We start from the raw sequence: 24344 nt of genomic DNA on the forward strand, positions 1-24344 counted from the left end.
TCATGCAATTTGCGCCGCAACAAGATGAAGCCCTGAAGGCTGTTTCGAAATGGCTGAAGGAAGGGCGCTCGCCGCTCTTTCGCCTGTTCGGCTATGCCGGAACGGGAAAGACGACGCTTGCCAAGCATTTTGCCGAAAATGTCGATGGCGACGTGCTGTTTGCCGCCTTCACCGGCAAGGCGGCGCAGGTGCTGCGCTCACGCGGCGCCTCCAACGCCCGGACGATCCATTCGCTGATCTACCGGCCGCGCGGTGAGGAGGCGGTGGAAGACGAGGAAACAGGCAAGACCTCGATCGCGCCGATGTTTTCGATCAACCGGCAAAGCCCGGTCGCGAAGGCGGCGCTGATCATCGTCGACGAATGCTCGATGGTGGACGAGGCGCTCGGCAAGGATCTGATGAGCTTCGGCACGCCGATCCTGGTGCTCGGTGATCCCGGCCAGCTGCCGCCGGTCACAGGCGGCGGCTACTTCACCAATCAGGATCCGGACTATCTGCTCACCGATATCCACCGGCAGGCGCGCGACAATCCGATCATCAAGCTCGCCATGCAGGTGCGCGAAGGCAATGAGGTGATGTATGGTGATTACGGCACGGCTAAGGTGATCTCGAAGAACGAGGTGACGCAGCAGCTGGTGCTCGATGCCGATCAGGTGCTCGTCGGCACCAACCGCACGCGGCGGCGCTACAATCAGCGCCTGCGTGAGTTGAAAGGCTTCAATGCCGATTATCCGCAGACCGGCGACAAGCTCGTCTGCCTGCGGAACGATCCGGCCAAGGGCTTGCTCAACGGTTCGCTCTGGCAGGTGATGACCTCGTCGAAGGAAACGACGAAGCCCGGCATCAATCTGCTCGTCCGGCCAGAGGATGACGACATGGACCGGGGAGCTGCCAAGATCAAACTGCTGAAGCAGGCCTTCGAGGATGTCGAGGGCGAGATTCCCTGGAACACCCGCAAACGCTACGACGAGTTCGACTATGGCTATGCGCTGACCGTTCACAAGGCGCAGGGTTCGCAATGGAACGATGTCGTGCTCTTCGACGAGAGCTGGGCGTTTCGCGATACCCGCGAACGCTGGCTCTATACCGCGATCACGCGCGCGGCGGAGACGCTGACGATCGTCCGCTAATCCCAGTCGCACCCACGACTAGGTCGCATTCCCGATCTGGAGTGGTGAGGAAGAAACGGTGGCGGCCGTGTCTTAGGCGGGTGATACTAAGCCTGCACGATGCCGAGCAGAACTGCCTTGGCGATGGCCTGGAAGCGGTTGTTGGCGCGGAATTTCAGGATAATTCCGGCTTCCAGGTCACGGGTTTCGTCATGTTTCAGGTCGAGCGCCCGGGCGATGCGCTGGGTGGAATAACCCTCGGCCATCAGTTCCAGGCAACGCCGCTCCTGTGCGGTCAGGCTTTCACTGTCCTGATTGTCGTTCAATAGCGGCGCCTCGACGCTGCCGTCGAAATCCAGGAGGTCGCCGACCTGCTGGAGCTGACGGTGCAGCGTCGACATCTCGGCCGTCAGTTCGCGTTTGCGCACCTGCAGGGCCTCGCGGAACATCGCTTCGGCCGTTTCCTGCGAATCGGCGTTGCGGAGTTCGTCCATCAGTTCTTGGATGACGGCGATCGGCATGCCGGTTTCGCGGCAGACTGTAATGACGGCCATGCGCATCACGTCGTCCTGGCCGTAGACCCGCATCAGGCCGATGCGGTTGGCTGAAATCAACCCTTTCTCTTCATAGAAATGCAGTGTCCTATGCGTGACGCCGAATGCGTTTGCCATGTCGGCAATGGGCACCGGACCGTCCGGTAGATCCGGCGGTAGCGCGGCCGAAGGCAGGAACCGGTATTTCGACCGGGCCTCCGAAGCGATACCGGCGGTGGCAAACAGGCGTTTGGAACCGTCTGGCATGAACCCTCCTGGGGCATGTTGTTGCACCTCATGCGGTTTTGCCAGTTGCTTCCCATGCGCGGCGAGTGGGGTTTCCTCTAGGCGTTCTTCTCAGTGGGAAAGAAGCAGTACGCGGCTACTCTACGCGATACGATGTCCACGTTATGCGTGAACGATCTTTTTTATAAGTGCTAAAAATAATCTCTTTTAAATGGGATAGCAACTTTACCGGCATCTTTTGCCGGGTTCTTGGGTGTGTTGCACAGAAACATGTGCTGCACTGCGGGATCTCGCGGTCCTCTTCAAAGGTGACGGGATTTACTATCTGCGGTACGCGTTCGGCAAATGCTCAGCGTAATTTCGCTGCCCATCAGCGATTGGTATGGCATCCATTTGTGAATCTCGTTGGCCATCGCGGAGCACTTGGCTTAAAAGCAGGGCCTCCCATTTCCGTGACCGATGGATCTCGCCATGCCCGCCAAACTCTCCGTGAACCTCAACGCCGTCGCCATGCTGCGCAACCGGCGCGACCTGCCCTGGCCGAGCGTCGAAGCGCTCGGGCGTATCGCGCTGAAATCCGGTGCGAGCGGCCTGACGGTGCATCCGCGCCCCGACCAGCGGCACATCCGTTTCTCCGATCTGCCCGTCATCCGAAACCTGATCGATGACGAGTTCCCCAAGGCCGAGTTCAATATCGAGGGTTATCCGACCGAAGAATTCTTCGAGCTCTGCGCCGGGGTAGCACCCGAGCAGGTGACGCTGGTGCCTGACGATCCCGCGCAGGCGACCTCCGATCACGGCTGGGATTTCCGTAAGCACCAGGCGTTCCTGACCGATGCCGTCGCGCGGCTGAAGACGATGGGATGCCGGGTGTCGCTATTTGCCGACGGCGATGGCGATGCAGAAGCGGTTGATATCGCCAAGGCGGTCGGCGCCGACCGGATCGAGCTCTATACCGGCCCCTATGGTGGCTGCTTTGACGCGCCGGAACGGGCGGCCCCGATTCTCGAAGCGCTCGAACGGACGGCCGATGCAGCCCTTGCAATCGGCCTCGCCGTCAATGCTGGCCATGACCTGACGGTGGCGAACCTGCCCGCGCTGGTGAAGCGCATTCCGGCGCTCGCCGAAGTCTCGATCGGTCACGGGCTGACCGCCGATGCGCTGGAATACGGTATGGCGGAAACGGTGCGCCGTTTCTGCCAGGCTTGCGGGCAGGTGGTTTGACGGCCAACTCGTCCGTTGCCTCGGGCTCTAACGGATGGGAGAGGAATACGGCGCTGCTACGAGTCTCTTCTCCCCCAGCGGGGAGAAGGTGCCGGCAGGCGGTTGAGGGGGTGAGCGGCAGAGCCGCGAATGCGCTGAGCGAGAGCGAAGGGCAATGAATGGTGTGCCGTGCAGCCCCCTCATCCGACCCTTCGGGCCACCTTCTCCCCGCTGGGGAGAAGAGGGAGCCCGGACGTCAGTCAATTCGCAAGATAGCTCTCTCGAATCCGCTTCGACGTAAGTGGCTCATTTGACGTGAAGTTTTCTCACGCGCATTGCATCCCTGCGATGTTGCGCAGGGATGCAGGAGAGATCAATGACCTGCGGCATTGCCTGACGCCGTCAACGCAGCCTTATGCTCCACGAAGAAGTCCTTCAGCGGCTGCGGCGGTTTGCCGGTCAGCTTGGTGAAGTCTTCGGTGACGATGTCGAACTTGCCGGCGCGAGTGTTGGCGTCGGCAGAAACCAGCATGTCGGCGACGAAACCGGGAAGGCCGGCGCTGCGCATGCCCTGGCCGAGCTGTTCGTCGGTGACGTCGACGACCTCGAGCGGCTTGCCGGCGACATCGGAGACGATGGCGGCGATCTGCCGGTTGTTCAGTGATTGCGCACCGGTCAGCGTATAGGTGGCGCTGGTCGAGGTGCCGGAGGCAAGGGCTGCGGCGATCGCCAGGGCGCAGTCGTCACGCGAGATGGTCGAGACCTTGCCGTCACCCGTGGCGCTATACCATTTGCCGCCCTGCAGGTTGTGCGGCATGCCGTGCAGGTAATTGTCGTGATACCAGGCATCGCGGATGATCGCATAGGCGATGCCGCTTGCCTTGATGGCGTTTTCGCTGCCGAGATGATCGGGCGCGAAGGTGACGAGCGAATCGTCCGGCGCCGGCATCGAGGTATAGGCGATGTGCTTGACTCCTGATTTGACGGCCGCCGCAACGGCGCCCTTGTGCTGGGCGAGGCGCTTGCCGGGAGTGTCGAGCGCATCGGTGCTGATGATCAGCAGCCGGTCGACACCGGCGAAAGCCTTTTCCAGGCCTGCCGGGTCATCGAAATCGGCCTTGCGGATAACGACGCCCTTGTTGTCGAGCTCGGAAAGCTTTTCCGGCTGGCGCGTTGCCGCGACAATGTTGTCGGGAGCGACCTTGTAGGTCTCGATGAGGTGATGGATGACACGCTGGCCGAGCTGTCCGGCAGCGCCGGTGACCAGGATGGTTTCGCTCATACGTCGTTTCCTTCTGTGTTGTGCAGGTGGTCTCGAAAAGAGAGTAACACTAGAATAGGAATTGACTTGGCGGTGTAAAGGAGGCAGTTTTTCAGCTCTACGTTACCAAAAGGGAACCAGCAGATGAGCGGTGCGGTCGTCAGTCTGAAGAACAGGGTGCCGGGGGCGCGGCGCGAGATCGATCTCGCCGGCCTGGATTTCGGCAATTGCCCGGTCAGGGACATGATGCAGCAGATCGGCGGCAAATGGTCGACGCTGCTACTCGAGGTGCTGGCGGATCGGCCTTATCGGTTTGGCGAGCTGCGGCGGATGATCCCCGATATTTCGCAGCGCATGCTGACGCAGACACTGCGCGACCTGCAGAGGGATGGTTATATCGACCGCGAGGTTTTCCCGACCAAGCCGCCGAGTGTGGAATATTCGATGACCGAACTTGGACGTTCGCTCTACCAGCCGCTGTCGCAGCTTCTGAACTGGGCGGAAGCGAACCATGATGCCGTCCGCGCCGCCCGTTCGCGATTCGATTCCGCCGATAGCTAGGCTTCCTTGCCGCGCCCCTCCGTGAGGAAAAGCAGGAAGGCGAGCGCTGGAAAGGCGAAGCCTATCCAGGCGGTCATCGTCCAGCCGCCGGTCGCATAGGCCCAGCCGCCGACGGCCGAGCCGAGTGCGCCACCGGCAAAGAAGGTGGCCATGAAGAGGCCGTTGAGCCGGCTGCGATGTTCCGGGTTCAAGCCATAGATGGCGCGCTGGCCGCAGACGAGATTGGTCGTTACCCCGAAATCGAGCATGATCGCCGCCGCCGTCAGAAGCACGAGAGCGGTGAGCGAGCCGTCCCCCGCGAAATGGCTGATCAGGAAAGAGGCCATGCCGAGCAGCATGGCAAGCGTCGAGGCGATCTTCGTCATGCCGCGGTCGGCAAGCCGGCCGGCGATCGGCGAAGCGACGGCGCCGGCAGCACCTGCGAGGGCGAAGAGGGCAATGCCGTTCTGCGTCAGGCCGAAGGCCGGGCTGGCGAGCAGCAGCGGCGTCGTCGTCCAGAACAGGCTGAAGGCGCCGAACATGCCGGCCTGATAGAGTGCCCGGCGCTGCAGCACCCGCGAGGTGAGCGCCAGATGGCCCATGGAGGCGAGCAGTTCGCCGTAGCGTAGCCTGGTCGTCGGCCGGCGGACCGGCAGGTTGGCGCGGAGCACGACGGCGAGCACGAGCATGACGCCAGCGGTGACGTAATAGACCATATGCCAGGACGAGGCTTCGGCGACGAAGCTTGCGAAGGGGCGGGCCAGCATGATGCCGCAGAGCAGGCCGCTCATGACGTTGCCGACGACCTGGCCGCGCGTTGCATCCGGCGCCATGTTGGCGGCGAAGGGAACCAGAACCTGAACTGCGACCGATGAAAGGCCGATAGAAAGCGAGGCGACGAGGAAGGCCGTGGGCGTCGAGGACAGCGCCGCGCCGATGAGCGCAACGGCGGAGACGGCGATCAGCATCAGCACCAGACGGCGGTTTTCGGTGAGGTCGCCAAGCGGCACGATCAGCAGCAGGCCGAGGCCGTAGCCGATCTGCGTCAGCGTGACGATCAGGCCGGTAGCGGCAGGCGTGAAGCCGAGATCGGCGCTGATCGGGCCGGCGAGCGGCTGGCCGTAATAGAGATTGGCGGCCACCAGTCCGCAGGCGGCAGCGAAAAGGAAGGTGAGCCAGGGGGATAGCGTCCTGGGAATGGCCTTGTCCGGCGTGGTGGCTGAAACGCTCATCGGGAACTCCGGTATTCAAAGACTGAAAGGATTGAATGCAAAAATGCTGGCTACGGCCACCCGATCCTTGACCGAATGCCGGTATTTCTCTCGTCCACGGTGTGGACTGTTCAGGTCACGAGCTTCATCGCGGCCTCAGCCGCGGACAGCATCTCTTCCCTGCTGCGTCCTGTTTTGCCGATGACGCGCAGGCCCTTGGTAAAGCAGAGGAAGGCGAGGGCGGCGGCATCCGGGTCTACCGTCTTCGGAATGGTGCCGTCTGCCTGGCCGATGCGGATGAGATCGGCCATCAGCTTTTCGTCCGCGGCAAAGGCCGTCACGACATGGGCAGCAGCTTCCTCGTCAAGCAGGGCGAAGTCGTTGGCGCCGCCAACGACGAGACAGCCTTTGCGGCCAGCTTCGCCATAGGAGAGCTCGGTATAATACATCACCATCTGGAAGACCTTCTCGCGACCGGTCTTTGCAGACGCGATCATCGCTTCCAGGCGCCGTCGGCCGAGTTTTCGATAATGGTCAAAAGCAGTGAGGAAGATACCGCGCTTATCCTTGAACGCCTTGTAGATGCTCCCCGAAGCAAGGCCCATTGCTTCGGTCAATTCGCTGATGGAGGCGGCGTGGTAGCCGCGTGCGGAAAAGACGCGCAGGGCTGCATCGAGTGCTGCGTCCATATCGAACTCGCGCGGACGGCCACGGCTGCGGGGCTTTGCTTCTGATGTGAGGGTGGCAACGGTCATGGCGCCTAATTAGGGAATGAGCGTTTCCAAATCAAGTGAAATTTCTGCGACGCAGCAAATTTAGAGATCGAGCACCCAGTTCTGGCCGTTCGCCTCGGGGCCAAACATGCGATGTCTCTCCTCAGAGACAAGACGGAAGCCCGCCTTGACGTAAATGGCGCGGGCGGTTTCCAGCATGTCGTTGGTCCAGAGCGAGAGTTCGCGGTAGCCTTTCTGCCTGGAGAAGCGGATGCATTCGTCGACCAGCAGTTTGCCGAGCCCGAGGCCGCGGGCTGATTTGTCGACATAGAGCAGGCGGAGTTTGGCGATACCGTCGCCGTTGGTGACGAGGACGGAGCCGACATTGACGCCGCCGCGTTCGGCGATCCAGCAATATTCTTTGGCCGGATCGAAATTGGCGAGGAATTTTCCGGCGACCTCGGCGACCAGCGCCTCGAAGCGCAGATCCCAGCCATATTCTTCTGCGTAGAAGCGGCCCTGGCTCTGAACGATCCAGCCGATATCGCCGGCGCGGTGGGCGCGGATAACCGGCGCGGACTTTGCCGCCGGGTCGAGCAGGGCGCGGATCGTATGCATCGCGGAGACCGCTGCCTCTGGTTCGCCGGCGGCGAGATTGTCGAACCGGGCAGCGATCTGCGCATTGGCGCGCCGGCCGAGTTCTTCGAACTGCTCTCGTCCCCGGTCGGTGATAATAATGACCTGGCTGCGCAGGTCGGTCGGATCGGGGTTGGTCTCGACCAGCCCTTCAGCGCGGAAACGCTTCAGGATGCGGCTGAGATAAGCGGCGTCGAGATGCAGGTCTCGGGCCAACGCCACGGCGCTGACGCCGTCATGCGAGCCGATCTCGAAGAGGATACGGGCATCGGTCAGCGTGAAGGGGGTGTCGAGATAGGCCTTGTTCAAGAGGCCGAGGAAGTTCGTGTAGAAGCGGTTGAAGTCGCGGGCGTTTTCGATAAGGGCGATATCGGACATGATGATCTCCAGATGGAGATTTTTGCGAGGCGAAGTCGGCCAACTCCTCCTTCGTCATGCTCGAGCTTGTCCCGAGCATCTGCCTTCGGTCGATACGCGGCAGATCCTCGGCACAAGGCCGAGGATGACGCCGAGGAGAGAGCGAGGTGTCAGCAAACTGGCAAAAATCTCCAAACAGAGACTTTGTCGGGCATTTAGTTGACTGGGTCAACTAAATTGTCAGTGCGACTTTCAGGCCGCTTCCTCTTTTGCCGCTTCGTCTGCGCGAAGCGCGAAATCGACCGCCGCCCGCGCATGGATCGCGGTGGTGTCGAAGCCCGGCAACGGCAGGTGGTCGGGGTCGAGGATCAGGCAGATTTCGGTGCAGCCGAGGATGATGCTATCGGCGCCATTCTCGACGGCGCGGGTAATCACCGCCATGAGCTTGTCGCGAGAGCTGTCGAGCACCTTGCCGGCGCAGAGTTCGTTGAAGATGATGTCGTGCACGGTCGTGCGGTCGCCAGCATCGGGCACCATGATATCGAGGCCAAGGCTCTTCATACGGTTGCTGTAGAAGCCGTGCTCCATCGTGTAGCGGGTAGCAAGCAGCAGCGGGCGCTTGCGACCGGCCGCATGCAGCGATTTCGCCGTCTCATCGATGATGTGGATCAGTGGCACGGAGATCTTGTCTGCGACCTTGTCGGCGATCAGATGCATGGTGTTGGTGCAGATGAGGATGCAGCCGGCACCGGCAATCTGCAGGCGCAGAGCCACATCGGCGAGGCGGTGGGCAGCCATATCCCAGTCGCCGGCCTTCTGAAGGGCGACGATCTCCTCGAAGTTGACCGAATGCAGGATGAGTTCGGCCGAGGCGAGGCCACCCTTGCGGTCACGCACCATCTCGTTGACGAGGCGGTAGTAGACCGCCGAACTTTCGAAACTCATGCCGCCGATCAGTCCGATCGTTTCCATTCTTCATGCTCTCCATGCTTCTGAACTTTCGAAAATGATGCCGCAATCCCGACGCGGCGTGTTTGCTTTGTTTGTCTGCAGCGTCAGATACGTGATAGGATTTTGCGCCGTTTTATGAAATCCTGCAAAAAAGAGGCGAGAGGTTATGTTCGACACATGCTTGATGATCGCGACAGACGCATTCTAGACATGCTGCAAAAGGATGCGGGCATATCCGTGACCGATCTTGCCGAGCGCGTGGCGCTTTCGATATCGGCCTGCTCGCGGCGCATCCAGCGGCTGGAGGAGAGCGGCCATATCGCCCGGCGCATCGTCGTACTCGACCGGGAAAAGATGGGCGTGCCGACGACAGTTTTCGCGCTGGTCAAGACGGCGCACCATTCCGACGAATGGACGGAAAGCTTCCGCCGGATCATCAGTGACATTCCCGAGATCGTCGAGGCGCACCGTCTGACTGGCAATCACGACTATATCCTGAAGATCGTGCTGCCGCGCGTCGAGCATTACGACGTGGTCTACAAGCAGATCGTGCGGAAGATCGAGCTTTTCGATGTTTCAGCGTCGATCTCGATGGAGCATCTGAAGGGCGGCACGGCGATCCCCGTCGGATATGCCGATTGAGCAAGCTCCACCGACCGGGATGCAGGGGAGCTATGCCGAAACGGCAGTTGCAACCTTCGCGGCGAGGGCCACATTGGCTTTGAGCGAAATGGCGCAAAGGGGTAGGTCATGAGCGATCATCATGTCGTCGTTGTCGGCGGCGGTTTCGGCGGGCTGCAGCTCGTCAACGGGTTGAAGGGGGCGGGCGTCAAGATCACGCTGGTCGACCGGCGCAATCACCATCTCTTCCAGCCGCTGCTCTATCAGGTGGCGACCACCATTCTTTCCACCTCGGAGATCGCCTGGCCGATCCGCCGCCTTTATGCCGACCGGCCTGACGTGACGGTGCTGCTCGGCGAGGTCACGGGCGTCGACAGTGGCGCGAAGACGGTTTCCTTACGCAACGGCATGACTCTTGGTTACGATACGCTGGTGTTGGCGACCGGAGCGACGCATGCCTATTTCGGCCATGACGAATGGGAGCCGGTGGCGCCGGGCCTGAAGACGCTGGAGGACGCGACGACGATCCGCCGGCGCGTGCTGCTCGCCTTCGAGAAGGCGGAGATGGAGAGCGATCCTGCCGTGCGCGATGCGCTTTTGACCTTCACCATCGTCGGGGCGGGGCCGACCGGTGTCGAGCTGGCCGGCATCATCGCCGAACTCGCGCATTTCACGCTGCCCAAGGAATTCCGCAACATCGATACGCGCAAGACCCGCGTCGTTCTGGTCGAAGCAGGCCCGCGGGTGCTGCCGACCTTCGCCGAAGAGCTTTCGGCCTATGCTCAGAAGGCGCTGGAGAAACTCGGGGTCGAGATCCATCTGGGCCAACCGGTGACCGAGTGCAACGCCGACGGCGTGAAGATCGGCGAGACTTTCGTCGCCAGCCGGACGATCGTCTGGGCAGCCGGCGTCACCGCCTCGCCGGCGGCACGATGGCTCGGCGTGCCGGCCGACCGGGCAGGGCGCGTCGTGGTCGAGAAGGATCTGAGCGCGCCCGGTCTGCCCGACGTCTTCGTCGTCGGCGATACCGCATCGGTCATGCGCGAGGATGGCAAACCGGTGCCGGGCATTGCGCCCGCCGCCAAGCAGCAGGGCGGTTACGTCGCCAAAGTGATCCGCGCCCGCATATCGGGCAAACCGGCGCCGGCGCCTTTCCGTTACTGGCATCAGGGCAGCCTGGCGACGATCGGCAAGAGCGCTGCGATCATCGATTTTGGCCGGATCAAACTAAAGGGCTGGATCGCCTGGTGGATCTGGGGCCTTGCCCATATCTACTTCCTGATCGGCACCCGCTCGCGCTTCTCCGTCGCCTGGAGTTGGCTTTGGATCTACCTCAGCGGCCAGCACAGTGCCAGGCTGATCACCCAGCGGGAGACGTTGCGGGAGGAGGGGTAGATATGCTGCGGTGCGTCCACGGCGATCCTGCCGTGCCCCCGGATGCGACGTCTCTCCGGCCTCATCCTGAGGCGCCCTCGAAGGACGGGGCCGGCCACTGGCGCTTCACCCGGTGATATCGGTATGCAGCACGCACCCAACCACCCGCCCTCGTGGTTCGAGACGGCCCTGTGGGCCTCCTCACCATGAGGGCTGATCGTTGTGCCCTGGGGCGCACACGCTGACGGCCGGAGCCTCTAAGTAAGGACGCCTACGCTTGACACATCTTCCCACATCGCCTTAGCATCCCGCCCGCGTCTCCCAACCACCACCGCGGGTTACGCATCCAGCCGTATCAACGGGTAGAGGTTCCAATGCGCCGATTCACTTCTCACGAAAATCACATTCGAAATTCTGAGAAGTTGGTGGTTCATGCGCACTTTGAATCTGGGCATCCTCGCCCATGTGGATGCGGGCAAGACTAGCCTTACCGAAAGACTGCTTTTCAACGCCGGCGTCATCGACAAGCTTGGCAGCGTCGATACCGGCAATACACAGACGGACACTCTCGAACTCGAACGGCAACGCGGCATCACGATCAGAGCCGCGGTGGTGTCGTTTACGATCGGCGACAGGATCGTCAATCTCATCGACACGCCCGGTCACCCGGATTTCATCGCCGAGGTCGAGCGGGTGCTCGGATTGCTGGATGCCGCGGTCGTCGTCGTTTCGGCGGTCGAAGGCGTACAGGCCCAGACGCGGGTGCTGGTGCGGGCGCTGCGGCGGCTTGGCGTTCCCTTTATCTTCTTCGTCAACAAGGTCGATCGTCTCGGCGCCCAATATGAGGACGTGCTGAACGCTCTTGCCAGCCAATTGCTCGTTCGCCCCATCGCCATGTCTTCCGTGATCGATGCCGGCAGCAGGCTTGCCAGGGTGGTGGCTTTGGTTCACGGATGCGAACCGCTTTTCACGCCGCTCTGCGAAGCACTCGCGGAGAATGACGAGGCGCTGCTGGACGATTACATCTTGACGCCCGATCGCCTGACGGCGGATAGGCTTGGACGCTGCCTGACCGATCAGGTCGCCAGGGGTCTGGTGCATCCTGTCTTCGCAGGCGCGGCAACGACCGGCGTCGGCGTGCCGGCCCTGACATCAGCCATTGCGACGATATTGCCCGGCCGGCGCCTCGATCCGGATGGGCCGATTGCGGGAACAATCTTCAAGATCGAACGCGGCTGGGGCGGCGAAAAGCTGGCCTATATGTATCTGACGTCAGGCACGGTCCGGCTGCGGCAATATCTGGATTTGCCCAAAGGCCCGGATAGGGTGACCGCGATCGAGGTTTTCGAGGCCGGCCGGATTCATGGCGCCGCAAGCTTCCGCGCCGGGCAGATCGCGCGTGTAAGCGGCCTTGCCGGCGCACGCATCGGGGATGCGGTGGGCGGCGACCTGCTCGCGGCCGGCCGGCTGCAGTTTGCTCCGCCCAGCCTCGAAACCCGCGTCCTTGCCCGACGGCCTTCCGACAAAGCGGCGCTCTGGCTGGCGCTGAACCAGATGGCCGAACAGGATCCATTGATCAATCTGCGCCGGGACGACGATACGGACGACGTCTTCGTGTCGCTCTATGGCGAGGTGCAGAAGGAGGTCGTCCAATCGACCCTGCTGACGGATTTCGGTCTCGAGGCTGGGTTCGAGGAAAGCACGGTCATCTTAGTGGAAAGGCTTGTGGGAACCGGGGAAGGGCTGCAGATCCTCTTCAAGGAGCCCAATCCCTTCCTGGCGACGGTAGGCCTGCGGGTCGAGCCGCGGCCTGCCGGCGCGGGCAACAGCTTCGCGCTGGAAGTGGATGTCGGCCAGATGCCGGCAGCCTTTTACCGGGCGGTCGAGGAAACCGTGTTCGAGACGCTGAAGCAGGGTGTTTTCGGATGGCAGGTCATCGATTGCCACGTGGCGATGACGGCAGCCCGGCACAGTTCGCCGGCAAGCACCGCCGCCGATTTCCGCCAGCTGACGCCCTGGGTGCTGGCAACGGCGCTATCGTCCGCTGAAACCGTCATCTGCGAGCCGGTCGACGGTTTCCATCTCGAAGCGCCGGCGGAGAGTTTGAGCGGCGTGCTCACCTTGCTTGCGAAATCGGCAGCTGTGACGACGGGTTCCGTGATTGCCGATGGCGTAGCGCGGCTCGAAGGCACTCTGGCGTCCGCAATGATCCAAAGCGTCCAGCAACAATTGCCGGGCCTGACGAGCGGGGCGGGAACCATGGAAACTTCTTTCGATCATTATGCCCCGATGGCCGGCCCGCCACGTTCGCGCCAGCGTTCAGGCCCCGATCCGTTCAAACCAGTCGAATATCTGCTGCGGCTGCAGTACACGAGAGCCTCAGCATGAGGACGGATGGAGGATGCCGTTATCAAAAAGGCGGCTCTCGCGAGCCGCCTCTCGTTTTCTCAAGCCGCCAGCGAGGCGAGGTCGATGACGAAGCGGTAGCGGACGTCGCTTTTCAGGACGCGTTCATAGGCTTCGTTGACCTGCTGGATGTTGATCTTCTCGATCTCGGAGACGATGTTGTGCTCGCCGCAGAAGTCGAGCATTTCCTGGGTTTCCTTGATCGAGCCGATCATCGAGCCGGAAATGCTCTTGCGGCCGGGGATGATCGAGAATGCATGCACGGGGATCGGGTTTTCCGGCGCGCCGACCACCACGAAGGAACCATCCACTTTCAGGAGGCCGAGATAGGCATTCCAGTCGATCTCGGCGCTTACGGTGCAGATGATCAGGTCGAAAGTGCCGGCAAGCTTCGTGAAGGTTTCCGGGTCGTTGGTGGCGTAATATTCCTTGGCGCCGAGCTTCAGCCCATCTTCCTTCTTGGAAAGGCTCTGGGAGAGAACGGTGATATCGGCGCCCATGGCGGCGCCGAGCTTGACGCCCATGTGGCCGAGGCCGCCCATGCCGACGATCGCGACCTTCTTGCCGGGGCCGGCATTCCAGTGGCGCAGCGGCGAATAGAGCGTGATGCCGGCGCAGAGCAGCGGCGCAGACGCATCGAGCGGCAGATTGTCCGGAATGGACATGACATAGCCTTCCCTAACGACGATCGAGTCGGAATAGCCGCCCTGGGTCCGTGTCTTGCGGTCGGCTTCGAAGTCGTTGTAGGTGCCGGCGAGCCCCGGCATATACTGTTCCCGATCGAGGTCGCGCTCGGCGCAGCCGATGCAGGAATCGACGAAGCAGCCGACGCCGACGCGATCGCCAACCTTGAATTTGGTCACATCAGAACCGACGGCCGAGACGATGCCGGCAATCTCATGGCCGGGCACGATCGGATAGACGGCGTTCTTCCATTCGTTGCGGACAGTGTGGATGTCCGAATGGCAGATGCCGGCAAACTTGATGTCGATAACGACGTCGTCGGGGTTCGGGTTGCGGCGTTCGAAGGTGAAAGGGGTCAGCGGCTTGGAAGCGTCGGTCGCGGCGTAGCCTCTTGCAATAGGCATGGGAACCATCCTTTTCGATTGTGGTGGGGGTTGAAAGAGATGGTGGACTATTGCCCGGAACTGCGTCAGAGGGTTAGAGCGATCCTCTCAGCTTTTTGCACGATCCTGCAAAAGTGAGGCGCCGGCCTGTTTGCGAAATGGCCAAGGCACTCTAGATAAGAGCGGTATCGCCGGCGTCAGACAGTTGACAGAAAGAGTTGCCGCATGACTTTGCCCTTCAGCCCCTACCAGGAAATTGTCGATATCGCGATGCGTTTCGCGGCTGGTGACGGCGAGTTTGCGACTGATATCGGCAATCTTCACATCAGCCGTCGGTCCAAGCCCAGCGATCCGCTGCACAGCAGCTACCGGCCCTGTTTTGCCTTTGTGCTGCAGGGAGCCAAGAGCCTGCGCCTCGGCACGGAACTTATCAGCTACGGGACCGGTGACTATCTGCTGACCTCGCTCGACCTGCCGGTCGCCTGGCGCGTCACGGAGGCGAGCCCTGAGGTTCCGCATCTCTGCCTGGGGCTGACAATCGACTCGGAAAAGCTGCTGGAATTGCTCAGTCGCATCGATATTCCGAGCCCGGCCGCCCATACCGACGGGCAGCGCGGGATGGTGGTGAACGTCGCTCCGCCGGAGCTCCTGGATGCTGCCGTTCGCCTTCTGCGCTTGCTCGATCGTCCAGGCGACATTCCTGCCATGGCGCCGCTGATCGAGCAGGAAATCCTCTACCGGGTGCTGACCGGGCCGGATGGCGCCCGTCTGATCAACATCGCCACCGCAGACAGCCACAGCAACAGGGTCGCGCGCGCCGTCGCATGGCTGAAGGAGAATTTCGCGCGGCCACTGCGTATAGAAGACCTTGCCGACCGCGTTAGCATGAGCGTGTCGTCCTTCCATCATCACTTCAAGTCGGTCACGGCGATGACGCCGGTGCAGTATCAGAAGCAGCTTCGCCTGCACGAGGCGCGCCGTCTGATGCTCGTGGAGCGTCTCGATGCGGGCACGGCCGGTCACCGCGTCGGCTATCAAAGCCCTTCGCAATTCAGCCGCGAATACAGCCGCCTCTACGGCGCCTCGCCGGCCCGGGATATCGACGGAGCGCGCGAGGTCATGGCGGCGGAATAGTCGGCCTTGCGACGGGCAGCCAATCGTTAAAGGATGTTTGACCTTTCGACGCTAGTCTGGCGCCAACCATCAAGCAGGCACCGACGTCAGCATGGCGCAAGTACCATTTCTTTCCATAGTCGCGCCTTGTCACAACGAGGAAGAAGGGCTGCGCGAGTTCTGCCGCCGCGCTGCCGCTGCCGGTCGCAGTGTCGCCGGCGATGCCTTCGAGCTCATTCTCGTCGATGACGGCTCGTCCGACCGCACCTGGGAGATCATTTCGGATCTGGCGGCAGATGTGCCGCAGGTGCTCGGCGTTCGTCTTTTACGCAATCATGGCCACCAGCTGGCAGCGACGGCGGGTCTTTCCGCGTCGCGGGGCGAGCGCGTGCTTTTGATCGATGCCGATCTTCAGGATCCCCCAGAGCTGCTTTTGATGATGATGCCGATCATCGAGCGCGGCGCCGACGTCGTTTACGGCCAGCGCACGCGCCGGCAGGGCGAAAGCTGGTTCAAGCTGGCCTCCGCTTCGCTCTTCTATCGCGCTTTGTCCAAGCTCGCTTCCGTGACCATTCCGCGCGATACCGGTGATTTCCGGCTGATGCGCCGGCGTGTCGTCGATATCCTACTGGCGATGACGGAGCGCGATCGCTTTATCCGTGGCATGGTTAGCTGGATCGGCGGCAAGCAGGTGGCTCTCCCCTATGAGCGTGACGCCCGTTTTGCCGGCACGACGAAATATCCGCTGCGCAAGATGATCAATTTCGCGCTCGATGCGATCACCAGCTTTTCGACGACGCCGCTGCGCATCAGCACATGGCTTGGCATGATGAGCGCCGGCGTCGCGATCGCGTTGCTCGTCTACACCTTCGTTCGCTGGCTGCAGGGCGAGACGGTGACCGGCTGGTCGTCGATCATGGCCGCGGTCAGCGCCTTCAGCGCCATCCAGCTGATCTGCATCGGCATCATCGGCGAGTATCTCGGCCGTCTGGTACAAGAGAGCAAGAAGCGGCCGATGTTCATGGTCGAGACGATCGTGCGCGGCAGTGAACAGGCAGAATTGTCGATCGCTTTCTCGGAGATGAGCGCCAGCGACAAGCGCGCCGCGCTGGATGCGGCCTTTGCATCCGAAGAGCCGCCGCGCTCGCAAAAGAACAGCCGGATCGGATAATGGACCGGATTGCCGCGCCTGCTGTGGCCGCAGCCGGGCCTGAGGAATCGATCGCCAGGCAGGATTCCACCGTTGCGATCGTCGCATTCGTCGGACTTGCCGCGGCTTTGGTTCTCCTGTTTCCCTTTCCGCCGGTTCTCGATTACGCCAATCACTACGCTCGTATCTGGCTCCTTTCGGGCGGGATCGGCGAGCAGCCGTTTCCTGAGATCTATGCAGTCGATTGGAACCGCACCTTCACCAATGTCGGGATCGACGTTCTGGCCACCTGGCTGGGGCCGCTCGTCGGTGCCGACAGGCTTGCGCGGGCTTTGCTTTTCCTGGCGATCGTGCTGCCGCCGCTCGGGGCAATCGGCCTGCACCGCGCGCTTTTCGGCGGCCGACACCATTGGCAGACCGCGATGCTGTCGCTTAGCTGGTGCGCCACCATGATCGGCGGCTTCATCAACTTCCAGATCGGCCTCGGCATGGCGCTCGCCTTCGCCTGCGTCGATCTGCGGTTGCAGGGCGGAAATCCCGCCCTGGCTTTTGCCTGGCGGCTCGCCGCCGCGCTGCTGCTGACGGTGATGCATCTCTTCGCGCTTGGCTTCTATATGGCGATCGTCTGCGGCCTCGAATTTTCCTGGCGCATCGATATAGTGCGATCGAAGGCGGCTCTGATGAGGCTCGCCGGCCGGTTGGCGCTGGCGCTCGGCGCCTGCGTCCTGCCGCCAGTCGCGCTCTATCTCCATACGGCGGCTTTGCCCAACGCCGGCGGCAACGGCCTTGGCCTTGCCTGGAACGACGGCATCATCCTGATCGTCCTGAATCTGCTCTCCGCCATCACGACCTATGTCCCGGTGGTGGATGTCGTGCTGGTTCTGCCGTTGATCCTCATCTGCACGCGTGCCGTACGCGCGGGTGACATCCGCATCCATGCGGGGCTTGCCGTCGCCGCCAGCGGCCTGCTACTTCTGTCTTGTGTTTCGCCTCGCCACATGCTCGGCACCGGATGGATCAGTTGGCGCTTTCCGATCATGACTGCGCTCGTCGCCATGGCGATGGTGTGCCCCTTCGCCAATCTCACGCGCCGGCAAGCGCTATTGCTGGCGCTCGTCATCAATCTCGCGGTCTTCGGCCGCACCGGCTGGGTCGGCTGGACCTGGTGGCTGGCACAGAAGGATGTTGCTGCTGTCGAGACCGTGCTTAAAAAGGTGCCGGCCGGTGCAGCCGTGCTGCCTCTGGGACATGAACCCGAGACAGTGAGCGGTCTTGCCCACTCCAACCGGCATTTTGCCTGGGGGTTGGATACTTTCCGGCACCTGCCGACGCTTGCAGTGCCCTTCTCGCATGCTTTCGTGCCGACGCTCTTCACGGCAAAAGGCAAGCAGCCGTTATCCGTTCTGTCGCCATGGTCTGAGATCGCCGTTCCCGAGGGCAATCTGCTGTCGATCGGCGTGCTTTCATGCCCGGCAATGATGCAGGAGTATAGAAACTTTACGCCTTACCTGTCGGATTGGCGCAGGCGTTTCGATTTCGTCCTCGTCGCCAACGCCGATATCCCCGACCGCTATGTCGGCGCCTTGATGCCGGCGGGGCTAACGCTGGTCGAAGATGCGGGTTTCGCAAAGCTTTACGCGATCGACAAGACGATGCCGGCAGAGCCTCTCGTGATCCCTGCCGGTTGCGCTTCGGCATCATAGGCTCCGGCGTTTCTTGGATCAGCCGGGGAATTTCAGCGCCTTGTCGGCACGGCATTTGGCGAGCTTTAGCTGGCGGAAGGAGAGGATGCGGGTGATGCGGTCCTTGCCATCCGTTTCCACACTCATGCAGGCGCATGCATAGCCGTAATTGCCGTTGGTTCTGACATAGTCATGTTCGGAGATGTCGGAGATCAGCTCCATGCCTTCCACTTCGCCGGCATCGTCGCCCTGGGTCATGATCGTCCAGGTGTTCTCCGCGTCCTCCAGCCACCAGTTGGCGGGCGTCGGATTCTCGATCCAGCCGCAGCGCGTTTCGGCGGCCTGCGCATTGGCTGCGACGACGAGAGCTGCGATTATGACCGCGGCGGCTATCCGGTATCTCATTGCCTTTTCCCCTCGACAGATATCAGTTGTTGATCGCGATGATCGCCCAATGGCTCGCCTCGCAGGCGTTGTCCTCGCAGATCGCGCCCATCCAGACGGCGCCGCCGGCCAGCATGACGCCGTCGCTGTTGACGAAAAGATCCTCGTATTGCTGGCGTCCGACGGCGCGGCGCGTTTCCGGCATCACGAGATCATCGAAATTGTCGATGAAATCCTCGGCATTCTCGACGTCGTAGGTCTCACCATTGGCCTTGACCGTCAGCGGGTATTCGGCAAGGCCGGCGATGGCCTCGGCGTCGACCGAGCGCATCGCCTTGACAAGCTGGCGCAGCGGCCGGTCGAAACCCACGGCATCGCCGTGCAGCTCTTCGATGCGATTATAGACGTCGCTGTCGGACTGCGCGAGAGCACTTGCTCCGCCAAGGAGAATTGCTCCGAGCAGGAGAAGAGCTGCAGACAGGCGTGACATCGAAGCCTCCGGGGAAATGGCGTAGCGCACATTATGCGATCGCCGAGGATTCGCGCCTATCCAATTCTGGTATTTCATCACGGTTTCCCGTATTAAAAAATCTCTCCGGGCTTCTTGACGGCCCGTCCGGTTTATCGCATAAACCTCACGAACCGTACCGTACGGTACGTATATGGGAGCCGTGACCGTGTCCGTCGATACCGCAGAGCCGAGCGAATTTTCGCCGCGCCAGAACGCCGTTCTGGAGCAGGCGCTGCGATTGCTCGTCGATGGCGGCGAGAAGGCGCTGACGACCTCTGGCGTGGCGCGCGCCGCCAATTGCTCGAAGGAAAGCCTCTACAAGTGGTTCGGCGATCGCGACGGGCTGCTGTCGGCGATGATCGCCTATCAGGCGAGCAAGGTGCGCACCTTCGAGCGCAATGGCGAGCGGCTGACGGCGGCCAGCCTGCATGACCATGTGGTCATTTTTGCACGTGACCTGCTGGAGGTGCTTGCCGGCGACGTCTCGCTGGCGCTGAACCGGCTGGCGATCGGCCAGTCGAACCGCGACGGCTCGAAACTCGGCAAGCTGCTGCTCGAGCGCGGCCGTCGCCAGATCGACCGGCGCGCCATGGCGCTGATCGATGCCGGCAAAAGGGCAGGGCTCCTGCGTTTTTCCGATGCCGACGAGGCTTATCACACCCTCTACGGCCTGATCGTCTCCGACCTGCATGTGCGCATGCTGCTCGGCGAACCGGGCCTCAAGGATACCGCGCGCCAGGCGGAGAGGGCGGTCACCGCCTTCCTCAGGCTCTATGGCACGGACAAGGTTCTGGCGGAGATGCCGGTTCTCGGCTGATTCCGCTTTAATGACAGTCAACAAGACAAGCAAAGGGAAGGAACTTCAAATGCGCGTCTATTACGATCGTGATGCCGATCTCAACCTCATCAAGGCCAAGAAGGTCGCCGTCATCGGCTACGGTTCGCAGGGCCGTGCCCATGCGCTGAACCTCAAGGACAGCGGCGCCCAGAACGTCGTCATCGCACTCAAGGCCGGTTCGCCGACCGTCAAGAAGGCCGAAGCCGATGGTTTCAAGGTCATGACGGTTGCCGAAGCTGCCGCCTGGGCGGACCTGATGATGATGGCGACCCCGGACGAACTGCAGGCCGACATCTACAAGGCCGACATCGCCGGCAACATCCGTGATGGCGCAGCCATCGCCTTCGCTCACGGCCTCAACGTTCACTTCGGCCTCATCGAGCCGAAGGCTTCGGTCGACGTCGTCATGATCGCACCGAAGGGCCCGGGCCACACGGTTCGCGGCGAATACCAGAAGGGCGGCGGCGTTCCCTGCCTCGTTGCCGTTCACCAGAACGCTTCCGGCAATGCGCTTGAACTCGCTCTCTCCTACGCCTGCGGCGTCGGCGGCGGCCGTTCGGGCATCATCGAAACCAACTTCCGCGAAGAGTGCGAAACCGACCTCTTCGGCGAACAGGTCGTTCTCTGCGGCGGTCTCGTCGAGCTCATCCGCGCTGGTTTCGAAACGCTCACCGAAGCCGGTTACGCGCCTGAGATGGCCTATTTCGAGTGCCTGCACGAAGTGAAGCTCATCGTCGACCTGATTTATGAAGGCGGCATCGCCAACATGAACTACTCGATCTCCAACACGGCCGAGTGGGGCGAATATGTCTCCGGTCCGCGCATCATCACTGCCGAGACCAAGGCCGAGATGAAGCGCGTCCTCAAGGACATCCAGACCGGCAAGTTCACGTCCGATTGGATGCAGGAATACCGCGCCGGCGGCTCGCGCTTCAAGGGCATCCGCCGCCTGAACGACAGCCACCCGATCGAAGAAGTCGGCGCCAAGCTGCGCGGCATGATGCCCTGGATCGGCAAGAACAAGCTGGTCGACAAGTCGGTCAACTAAGCAGTTTTCAGACTGTAGGAATCGAGGGCCGGGGCGAAAGCTTCGGCCTTTATCGTTGTGCGCTGGCGGTGAGCCAGCGGGTTGGCTTGCCGTCATATCCGCCGCCGTCACTTTCGCTGATGGCGATGTTCCGCCAGCCGCCATTCGTCAAAAGCTCCGACAGCCATTCGGCGGAGGGATAGTTGTAATAACGCCCGAAGCCGTCATGGCCTTCCGCATCGCCTGCCTTGAAGCTCGCATGCATGACGCCGCCGGTTCTCAGGGCGCGCCGGATGCGGGCGAAGACATCGGGCAGCTCGGGCCTTGGGACGTGAAGGAGGCTTGCCTGCGCCCAGACGCCGTCGAAGGCGCTGTCGGCGTCGAGCTCCTGGAACAGCATGACCCTGACCGGTCTGCCGATCAGCGCTTCCGCTTGTCTTGCAAGCTCGGTCGAGCCATCCGTCGGCGTCACGTCGAAACCCTGCGACAGCATGTAGGCGCTGTCCTGCCCGCCGCCGCAGCCGAGTTCGAGGATTGCCGCACCCGGCGCAAGCCCGGCGAGGAAGGCATCGAGCTGCCGCTTCGGCAGGCTGCGCGCCCGCTTGGCGTATGTCTCGGCATTTTCCCCGTAAAAGGCGGAGGTGCAGTCAAGAGGCATGCTGTTCGGCCGATCGCGGGCGTCGATTGGATTGAAGATATCTTTCGGGAAGCCGGTCGGCGTCGATGATGTCAATGACGACAATCCCTTCCGATGTCACCCGGTAGAAGGCGACGTGACGCATGTGGAGGAGGCGGCGAAGGCCGACGCCGAGTTCGTCGCATTCTTCTCCCATGGAGGGAGCATGCGAAAGAAGCACGAAAATCCTGTCCCAGTCGAGAAGATAGGCGTCTGCCTGCGCCTCGCCGAAATTGAGGCAAGCATATTCGTCGATGCCTGATAGCACAGAGTCCGCGGTTCGGGTCAGCCTATAGGTGGTTGTCACGCAGCTTTGCCTTCGTTTCCGACAGGATGTCGGGAATGCGTCGATCGCTCGGGCCGCTTTCCTCAGCCTGCCTCAGGATGTTGCGCAGTTCTTCGTCGTCAAGCTTGTGATGGAGCTGATCCTTCAGAATAAGCTCCGCCAGGAATGCGTCGGCACTGCTGTATCTGCCGCTTGCGACACGGTTTTCGACGTATTCCGCCAGATTATCCGGAAGCGAGATCGTCATTTTCGCCATTGGATTCGGTGCCGCCCGCACATGCCGGTTTTCAGCCATTCCAGATGCCAGATTATCGTTTCCCAGTTTGTGATAGAAGCGTTGTGCCGCGCCGTCGAGGGCTTGGGTCACATGCAGATCAGTCTTTTTTATCGATATAGATGACGCGTTCGAGATCTTTGAAATGGGCGTCGCAGGTCAGGATATCGGCATCATGGCGCTCCGCGGTCGCATAAATGATCGCATCGGCGGTGGCGAGTTTATGAGTTGCCGATATTTCGGCAGCACGGCGGGCAAGCGTCGTGTCGAGAGTAACAACCATGCATGTCGCGGTATAAGCGATGAAGCTGTCGACGGCTTCCTCGTCCTTTTCGCGTGCCAGCCATTTGGACAGCTCAAGCTGCACGATCGTCGGAACGATGCATTGATCGCGTTCCGGGATTTCAGCCTGCAGCCGCGTTCCGGCAGCACTTTTCGTCAGCCATTCTATCCATGCGGAGCTGTCGATCACACGCATCAGAAACGGTCGTTCCGGTCGCGGTAGTTTTTCTTGTCCGCTCCTTCGGCGACGCCGCGAAGATCGGCAAGCGTCGGGACCGGCATCAGCAATACGCCTTTGCCTTTCGGTATGAACACGAATTCCTGTCCCGCCGACCAGTGCTGTTGTTCGCGCACTTCCTTGGGAATGGAGATCTGGAATTTTGTAGAGAGGGTTGCGGTTGCCATTCTTACCTTTCCTCTATCGATTAGTAGATAGTAAGAATTTACTTGGCATCGGTCAATGGCGAACCGTTTTGGCGTTGGTGCTATTTCGGTCGCCAAATGGGAAGTTGACGATGGTTTTTCCCGGCTGAATCGGCCACAAAAAACCGGGCGGCGCCCGGTTTCGAAAGAGATTCGCGGATTGCTTAATGGCTGTCGGCTCGAAGAACATCGTATCGTGCAGATCGAAACGAACTCCGGCGAGGGCGGAATAGATCGCCAGCCCGACGGCTTTGCGGGCGAGGCGGAGAGCGGCGTCCACCAAGTCGGTGTTGACGCCGCCATTCGCGGGGAACGTCCGGAGTTCAGGCCGGGATAAGGCGCGTCCAGCCGCGCTCATCGTTCGTTACGCCTTTCTGCAGACTGACGAGCTGCTGGCGCAGTTCGCTGGTCAACTTGCCGGTCTGTCCGTCTCCGACCAGAAACTCGCCGCCGGCATGTCGAACCAGGCCGATGCCCGCCAGGACTGCGGCAGTGCCGCAAGCGAAGGCTTCGACGAGCTTGCCGCTGGTTGCGTCCTGCTGCCATTCCGCGAAGGAGTAGGGACGCTGCTCGACGCGCAGGCCCTTTTCTCCAGCGAGCACGATCACCGAGGCCCGGGTGATACCCGGCAGGATCGTGCCGCCAAGAGGCGGGGTGACCACCGATCCGTCATTCATGACGAAGAAGACATTCATTCCGCCGAGTTCCTCGACCCAGCGATGCTCTGCTGCGTCCAGGAAGACGACCTGATCGCAATCCTTCTTCGCGGCTTCCGCTTGCGCCACGAGGCTGGCTGCGTAGTTTCCGCCGCATTTTGCCGCACCCGTGCCGCCGGCGGCGGCACGGGTGTATTCGGTCTCGACCCATAGGGAGACCGCCTTCGCTCCGCCTTTGAAGTAGGCGCCGACCGGAGAGGCGATGATGCAGAAGACATATTCCTGAGCCGGACGAACGCCCAGGAATGCTTCGTTGGCGAACATGAAGGGGCGCAGGTAGAGGCTGGCGTCGCCGGACGGAATCCAGGCCTTGTCAACGCGGACCAGTTCTTCGACCGCCTTCAGGAAGAGTTCTTCGGGCACAGGAGGCATAGCCATGCGGGTCGCCGACTGCGCGAAGCGGCGGGCGTTCTCTTCAGGCCGAAAGAGTAGAATCCGGCCATCATCCGCCTTGTAGGCTTTCATGCCTTCGAAAATTTCCTGAGCATAATGCAACACGGCGCTCGCAGGATCGAGCTCCAGAGGGCGCCTCGGCGTAACCTTCGCATCGTGCCAGCCCTTGTCGGCAGTCCATCGTGCCAGGACCATATGATCCGTGAAGACCTTGCCGAAGCCGGGCGTCTCCAGAGCCTGGATGCGGTCGGCGTCGGAGACGGGAGACTTATGGAGTTCGATTTTGATTTCAGGAGAGGCCGACGTCACGGTCATTGCTGGCACCTTGATAGTACATTGAATAGTGGCGGCGACACTACTG

27 protein-coding genes are annotated in these 24344 nt (G+C 61.6%); 11 read left to right on the forward strand and 16 right to left on the reverse strand.

What is annotated here, in order from left to right; genetic code table 11:
• Positions 1-2: 2 nt before the first annotated feature.
• A complete protein-coding gene (locus B5P46_RS18600; protein WP_003541249.1) occupies positions 3-1130 on the forward strand; it encodes an ATP-dependent DNA helicase in 1128 nt (375 codons plus the stop codon).
• A gap of 86 nt (positions 1131-1216) precedes the next feature.
• Here the strand turns inward: B5P46_RS18600 and B5P46_RS18605 are convergent, their stop codons facing one another.
• Positions 1217-1909 carry a MerR family transcriptional regulator gene (locus tag B5P46_RS18605; protein WP_129419990.1) on the reverse strand — a complete coding sequence of 231 codons (693 nt, stop codon included), beginning with the start codon at positions 1907-1909 and terminating at the stop codon, positions 1217-1219.
• A gap of 450 nt (positions 1910-2359) precedes the next feature.
• Here B5P46_RS18605 and B5P46_RS18610 point away from each other — a divergent pair, with 450 nt between their 5' ends.
• Complete coding sequence (locus tag B5P46_RS18610; RefSeq protein ID WP_129419991.1) at positions 2360-3112, forward strand: pyridoxine 5'-phosphate synthase; 753 nt, start codon at positions 2360-2362, stop codon at positions 3110-3112.
• 352 nt (positions 3113-3464) lie between these two features.
• On the opposite strand, the gene B5P46_RS18615 is transcribed toward B5P46_RS18610, so the two are convergent.
• Complete coding sequence (locus B5P46_RS18615; RefSeq protein WP_129419992.1) at positions 3465-4373, reverse strand: SDR family oxidoreductase; 909 nt, start codon at positions 4371-4373, stop codon at positions 3465-3467.
• Positions 4374-4496: 123 nt separating this feature from the next.
• On the opposite strand from B5P46_RS18615, the gene B5P46_RS18620 reads away from it, so the two are divergent.
• Entirely contained in the window at positions 4497-4913 is a 417-nt protein-coding gene (locus B5P46_RS18620) for a winged helix-turn-helix transcriptional regulator (RefSeq protein WP_129419993.1), read from the forward strand.
• On the opposite strand, the gene B5P46_RS18625 is transcribed toward B5P46_RS18620, so the two are convergent.
• The 4 genes from B5P46_RS18625 to B5P46_RS18645 form a co-directional block, all read right to left on the reverse strand.
• Entirely contained in the window at positions 4910-6124 is a 1215-nt protein-coding gene (locus B5P46_RS18625) for an MFS transporter (RefSeq protein ID WP_129419994.1), read from the reverse strand. The genes B5P46_RS18620 and B5P46_RS18625 overlap by 4 nt on opposite strands.
• A 110-nt stretch (positions 6125-6234) precedes the next feature.
• Positions 6235-6858 carry a TetR/AcrR family transcriptional regulator gene (locus B5P46_RS18630; protein ID WP_129419995.1) on the reverse strand — a complete coding sequence of 208 codons (624 nt, stop codon included), beginning with the start codon at positions 6856-6858 and terminating at the stop codon, positions 6235-6237.
• Positions 6859-6918: 60 nt separating this feature from the next.
• Entirely contained in the window at positions 6919-7830 is a 912-nt protein-coding gene (locus B5P46_RS18635; RefSeq protein WP_129419996.1) for a bifunctional helix-turn-helix transcriptional regulator/GNAT family N-acetyltransferase, read from the reverse strand.
• A gap of 231 nt (positions 7831-8061) precedes the next feature.
• A complete protein-coding gene (locus tag B5P46_RS18645; RefSeq protein ID WP_129419997.1) occupies positions 8062-8781 on the reverse strand; it encodes an aspartate/glutamate racemase family protein in 720 nt (239 codons plus the stop codon).
• Positions 8782-8937: 156 nt separating this feature from the next.
• Here B5P46_RS18645 and B5P46_RS18650 point away from each other — a divergent pair, with 156 nt between their 5' ends.
• The 3 genes from B5P46_RS18650 to B5P46_RS18660 all read left to right on the forward strand — a co-directional run bounded on the left by B5P46_RS18650 (position 8938) and on the right by B5P46_RS18660 (position 13143).
• Positions 8938-9402 (forward strand): Lrp/AsnC family transcriptional regulator, encoded by a 465-nt coding sequence (locus tag B5P46_RS18650; RefSeq protein ID WP_129419998.1) that lies wholly within the window; start codon positions 8938-8940, stop codon positions 9400-9402.
• Between the two features lie 108 nt (positions 9403-9510).
• A complete protein-coding gene (locus B5P46_RS18655; protein WP_129419999.1) occupies positions 9511-10776 on the forward strand; it encodes an NAD(P)/FAD-dependent oxidoreductase in 1266 nt (421 codons plus the stop codon).
• A gap of 411 nt (positions 10777-11187) precedes the next feature.
• Positions 11188-13143 carry an elongation factor G gene (locus B5P46_RS18660; protein ID WP_129420000.1) on the forward strand — a complete coding sequence of 652 codons (1956 nt, stop codon included), beginning with the start codon at positions 11188-11190 and terminating at the stop codon, positions 13141-13143.
• Positions 13144-13202: 59 nt separating this feature from the next.
• Here B5P46_RS18660 and B5P46_RS18665 read toward each other — a convergent pair whose 3' ends face one another.
• Positions 13203-14249 (reverse strand): NAD(P)-dependent alcohol dehydrogenase, encoded by a 1047-nt coding sequence (locus tag B5P46_RS18665; protein ID WP_129420001.1) that lies wholly within the window; start codon positions 14247-14249, stop codon positions 13203-13205.
• A 204-nt stretch (positions 14250-14453) separates the two neighbouring features.
• On the opposite strand from B5P46_RS18665, the gene B5P46_RS18670 reads away from it, so the two are divergent.
• The 3 genes from B5P46_RS18670 (at position 14454) to B5P46_RS18680 (ending at position 18194) form a co-directional block, all read left to right on the forward strand.
• Complete coding sequence (locus B5P46_RS18670) at positions 14454-15362, forward strand: AraC family transcriptional regulator (protein WP_129420002.1); 909 nt, start codon at positions 14454-14456, stop codon at positions 15360-15362.
• A 91-nt stretch (positions 15363-15453) separates the two neighbouring features.
• Positions 15454-16512, forward strand: a complete 1059-nt coding sequence (locus B5P46_RS18675) for a glycosyltransferase family 2 protein (protein ID WP_129420003.1) — start codon at positions 15454-15456, stop codon at positions 16510-16512.
• Entirely contained in the window at positions 16512-18194 is a 1683-nt protein-coding gene (locus tag B5P46_RS18680; RefSeq protein WP_129420004.1) for a hypothetical protein, read from the forward strand. Before B5P46_RS18675 ends, B5P46_RS18680 begins: the two co-directional genes overlap by 1 nt.
• An 18-nt stretch (positions 18195-18212) precedes the next feature.
• Here B5P46_RS18680 and B5P46_RS18685 read toward each other — a convergent pair whose 3' ends face one another.
• A complete protein-coding gene (locus tag B5P46_RS18685) occupies positions 18213-18578 on the reverse strand; it encodes a DUF4087 domain-containing protein (RefSeq protein ID WP_129420005.1) in 366 nt (121 codons plus the stop codon).
• 22 nt (positions 18579-18600) lie between these two features.
• Positions 18601-19047 (reverse strand): hypothetical protein, encoded by a 447-nt coding sequence (locus B5P46_RS18690; protein WP_129420006.1) that lies wholly within the window; start codon positions 19045-19047, stop codon positions 18601-18603.
• A 172-nt stretch (positions 19048-19219) separates the two neighbouring features.
• Here B5P46_RS18690 and B5P46_RS18695 point away from each other — a divergent pair, with 172 nt between their 5' ends.
• Both B5P46_RS18695 and ilvC read left to right on the forward strand, forming a co-directional pair.
• A complete protein-coding gene (locus B5P46_RS18695) occupies positions 19220-19885 on the forward strand; it encodes a TetR/AcrR family transcriptional regulator (RefSeq protein ID WP_206735368.1) in 666 nt (221 codons plus the stop codon).
• Between the two features lie 49 nt (positions 19886-19934).
• Entirely contained in the window at positions 19935-20954 is a 1020-nt protein-coding gene (ilvC, locus tag B5P46_RS18700) for a ketol-acid reductoisomerase (RefSeq protein WP_003560822.1), read from the forward strand.
• A 49-nt stretch (positions 20955-21003) separates the two neighbouring features.
• Here the strand turns inward: ilvC and B5P46_RS18705 are convergent, their stop codons facing one another.
• The 7 genes from B5P46_RS18705 to B5P46_RS18735 form a co-directional block, all read right to left on the reverse strand.
• Positions 21004-21591: a class I SAM-dependent methyltransferase gene (locus B5P46_RS18705; RefSeq protein WP_129420007.1), complete on the reverse strand. Its 588-nt coding sequence runs from the start codon at positions 21589-21591 to the stop codon at positions 21004-21006.
• Positions 21581-21916 carry a type II toxin-antitoxin system RelE/ParE family toxin gene (locus tag B5P46_RS18710; RefSeq protein ID WP_129420008.1) on the reverse strand — a complete coding sequence of 112 codons (336 nt, stop codon included), beginning with the start codon at positions 21914-21916 and terminating at the stop codon, positions 21581-21583. Before B5P46_RS18710 ends, B5P46_RS18705 begins: the two co-directional genes overlap by 11 nt.
• Positions 21900-22151, reverse strand: a complete 252-nt coding sequence (locus tag B5P46_RS18715; protein WP_129420521.1) for a ribbon-helix-helix domain-containing protein — start codon at positions 22149-22151, stop codon at positions 21900-21902. The genes B5P46_RS18710 and B5P46_RS18715 overlap by 17 nt, the downstream gene beginning before the upstream one ends.
• Before the next feature lie 118 nt (positions 22152-22269).
• Positions 22270-22647: a type II toxin-antitoxin system VapC family toxin gene (locus tag B5P46_RS18720; protein WP_129420009.1), complete on the reverse strand. Its 378-nt coding sequence runs from the start codon at positions 22645-22647 to the stop codon at positions 22270-22272.
• Positions 22647-22856: an AbrB/MazE/SpoVT family DNA-binding domain-containing protein gene (locus B5P46_RS18725; RefSeq protein WP_129420010.1), complete on the reverse strand. Its 210-nt coding sequence runs from the start codon at positions 22854-22856 to the stop codon at positions 22647-22649. The genes B5P46_RS18720 and B5P46_RS18725 overlap by 1 nt, the downstream gene beginning before the upstream one ends.
• Before the next feature lie 52 nt (positions 22857-22908).
• A complete protein-coding gene (locus B5P46_RS18730) occupies positions 22909-23232 on the reverse strand; it encodes a hypothetical protein (RefSeq protein WP_129420011.1) in 324 nt (107 codons plus the stop codon).
• Positions 23198-24298, reverse strand: a complete 1101-nt coding sequence (locus B5P46_RS18735) for a branched-chain amino acid aminotransferase (protein WP_129420012.1) — start codon at positions 24296-24298, stop codon at positions 23198-23200. The genes B5P46_RS18730 and B5P46_RS18735 overlap by 35 nt, the downstream gene beginning before the upstream one ends.
• Positions 24299-24344 lie beyond the last annotated feature (46 nt).

Source organism: Rhizobium leguminosarum, assembly GCF_004123835.1.
In the GTDB taxonomy this organism is placed as follows: domain Bacteria; phylum Pseudomonadota; class Alphaproteobacteria; order Rhizobiales; family Rhizobiaceae; genus Rhizobium; species Rhizobium leguminosarum_M.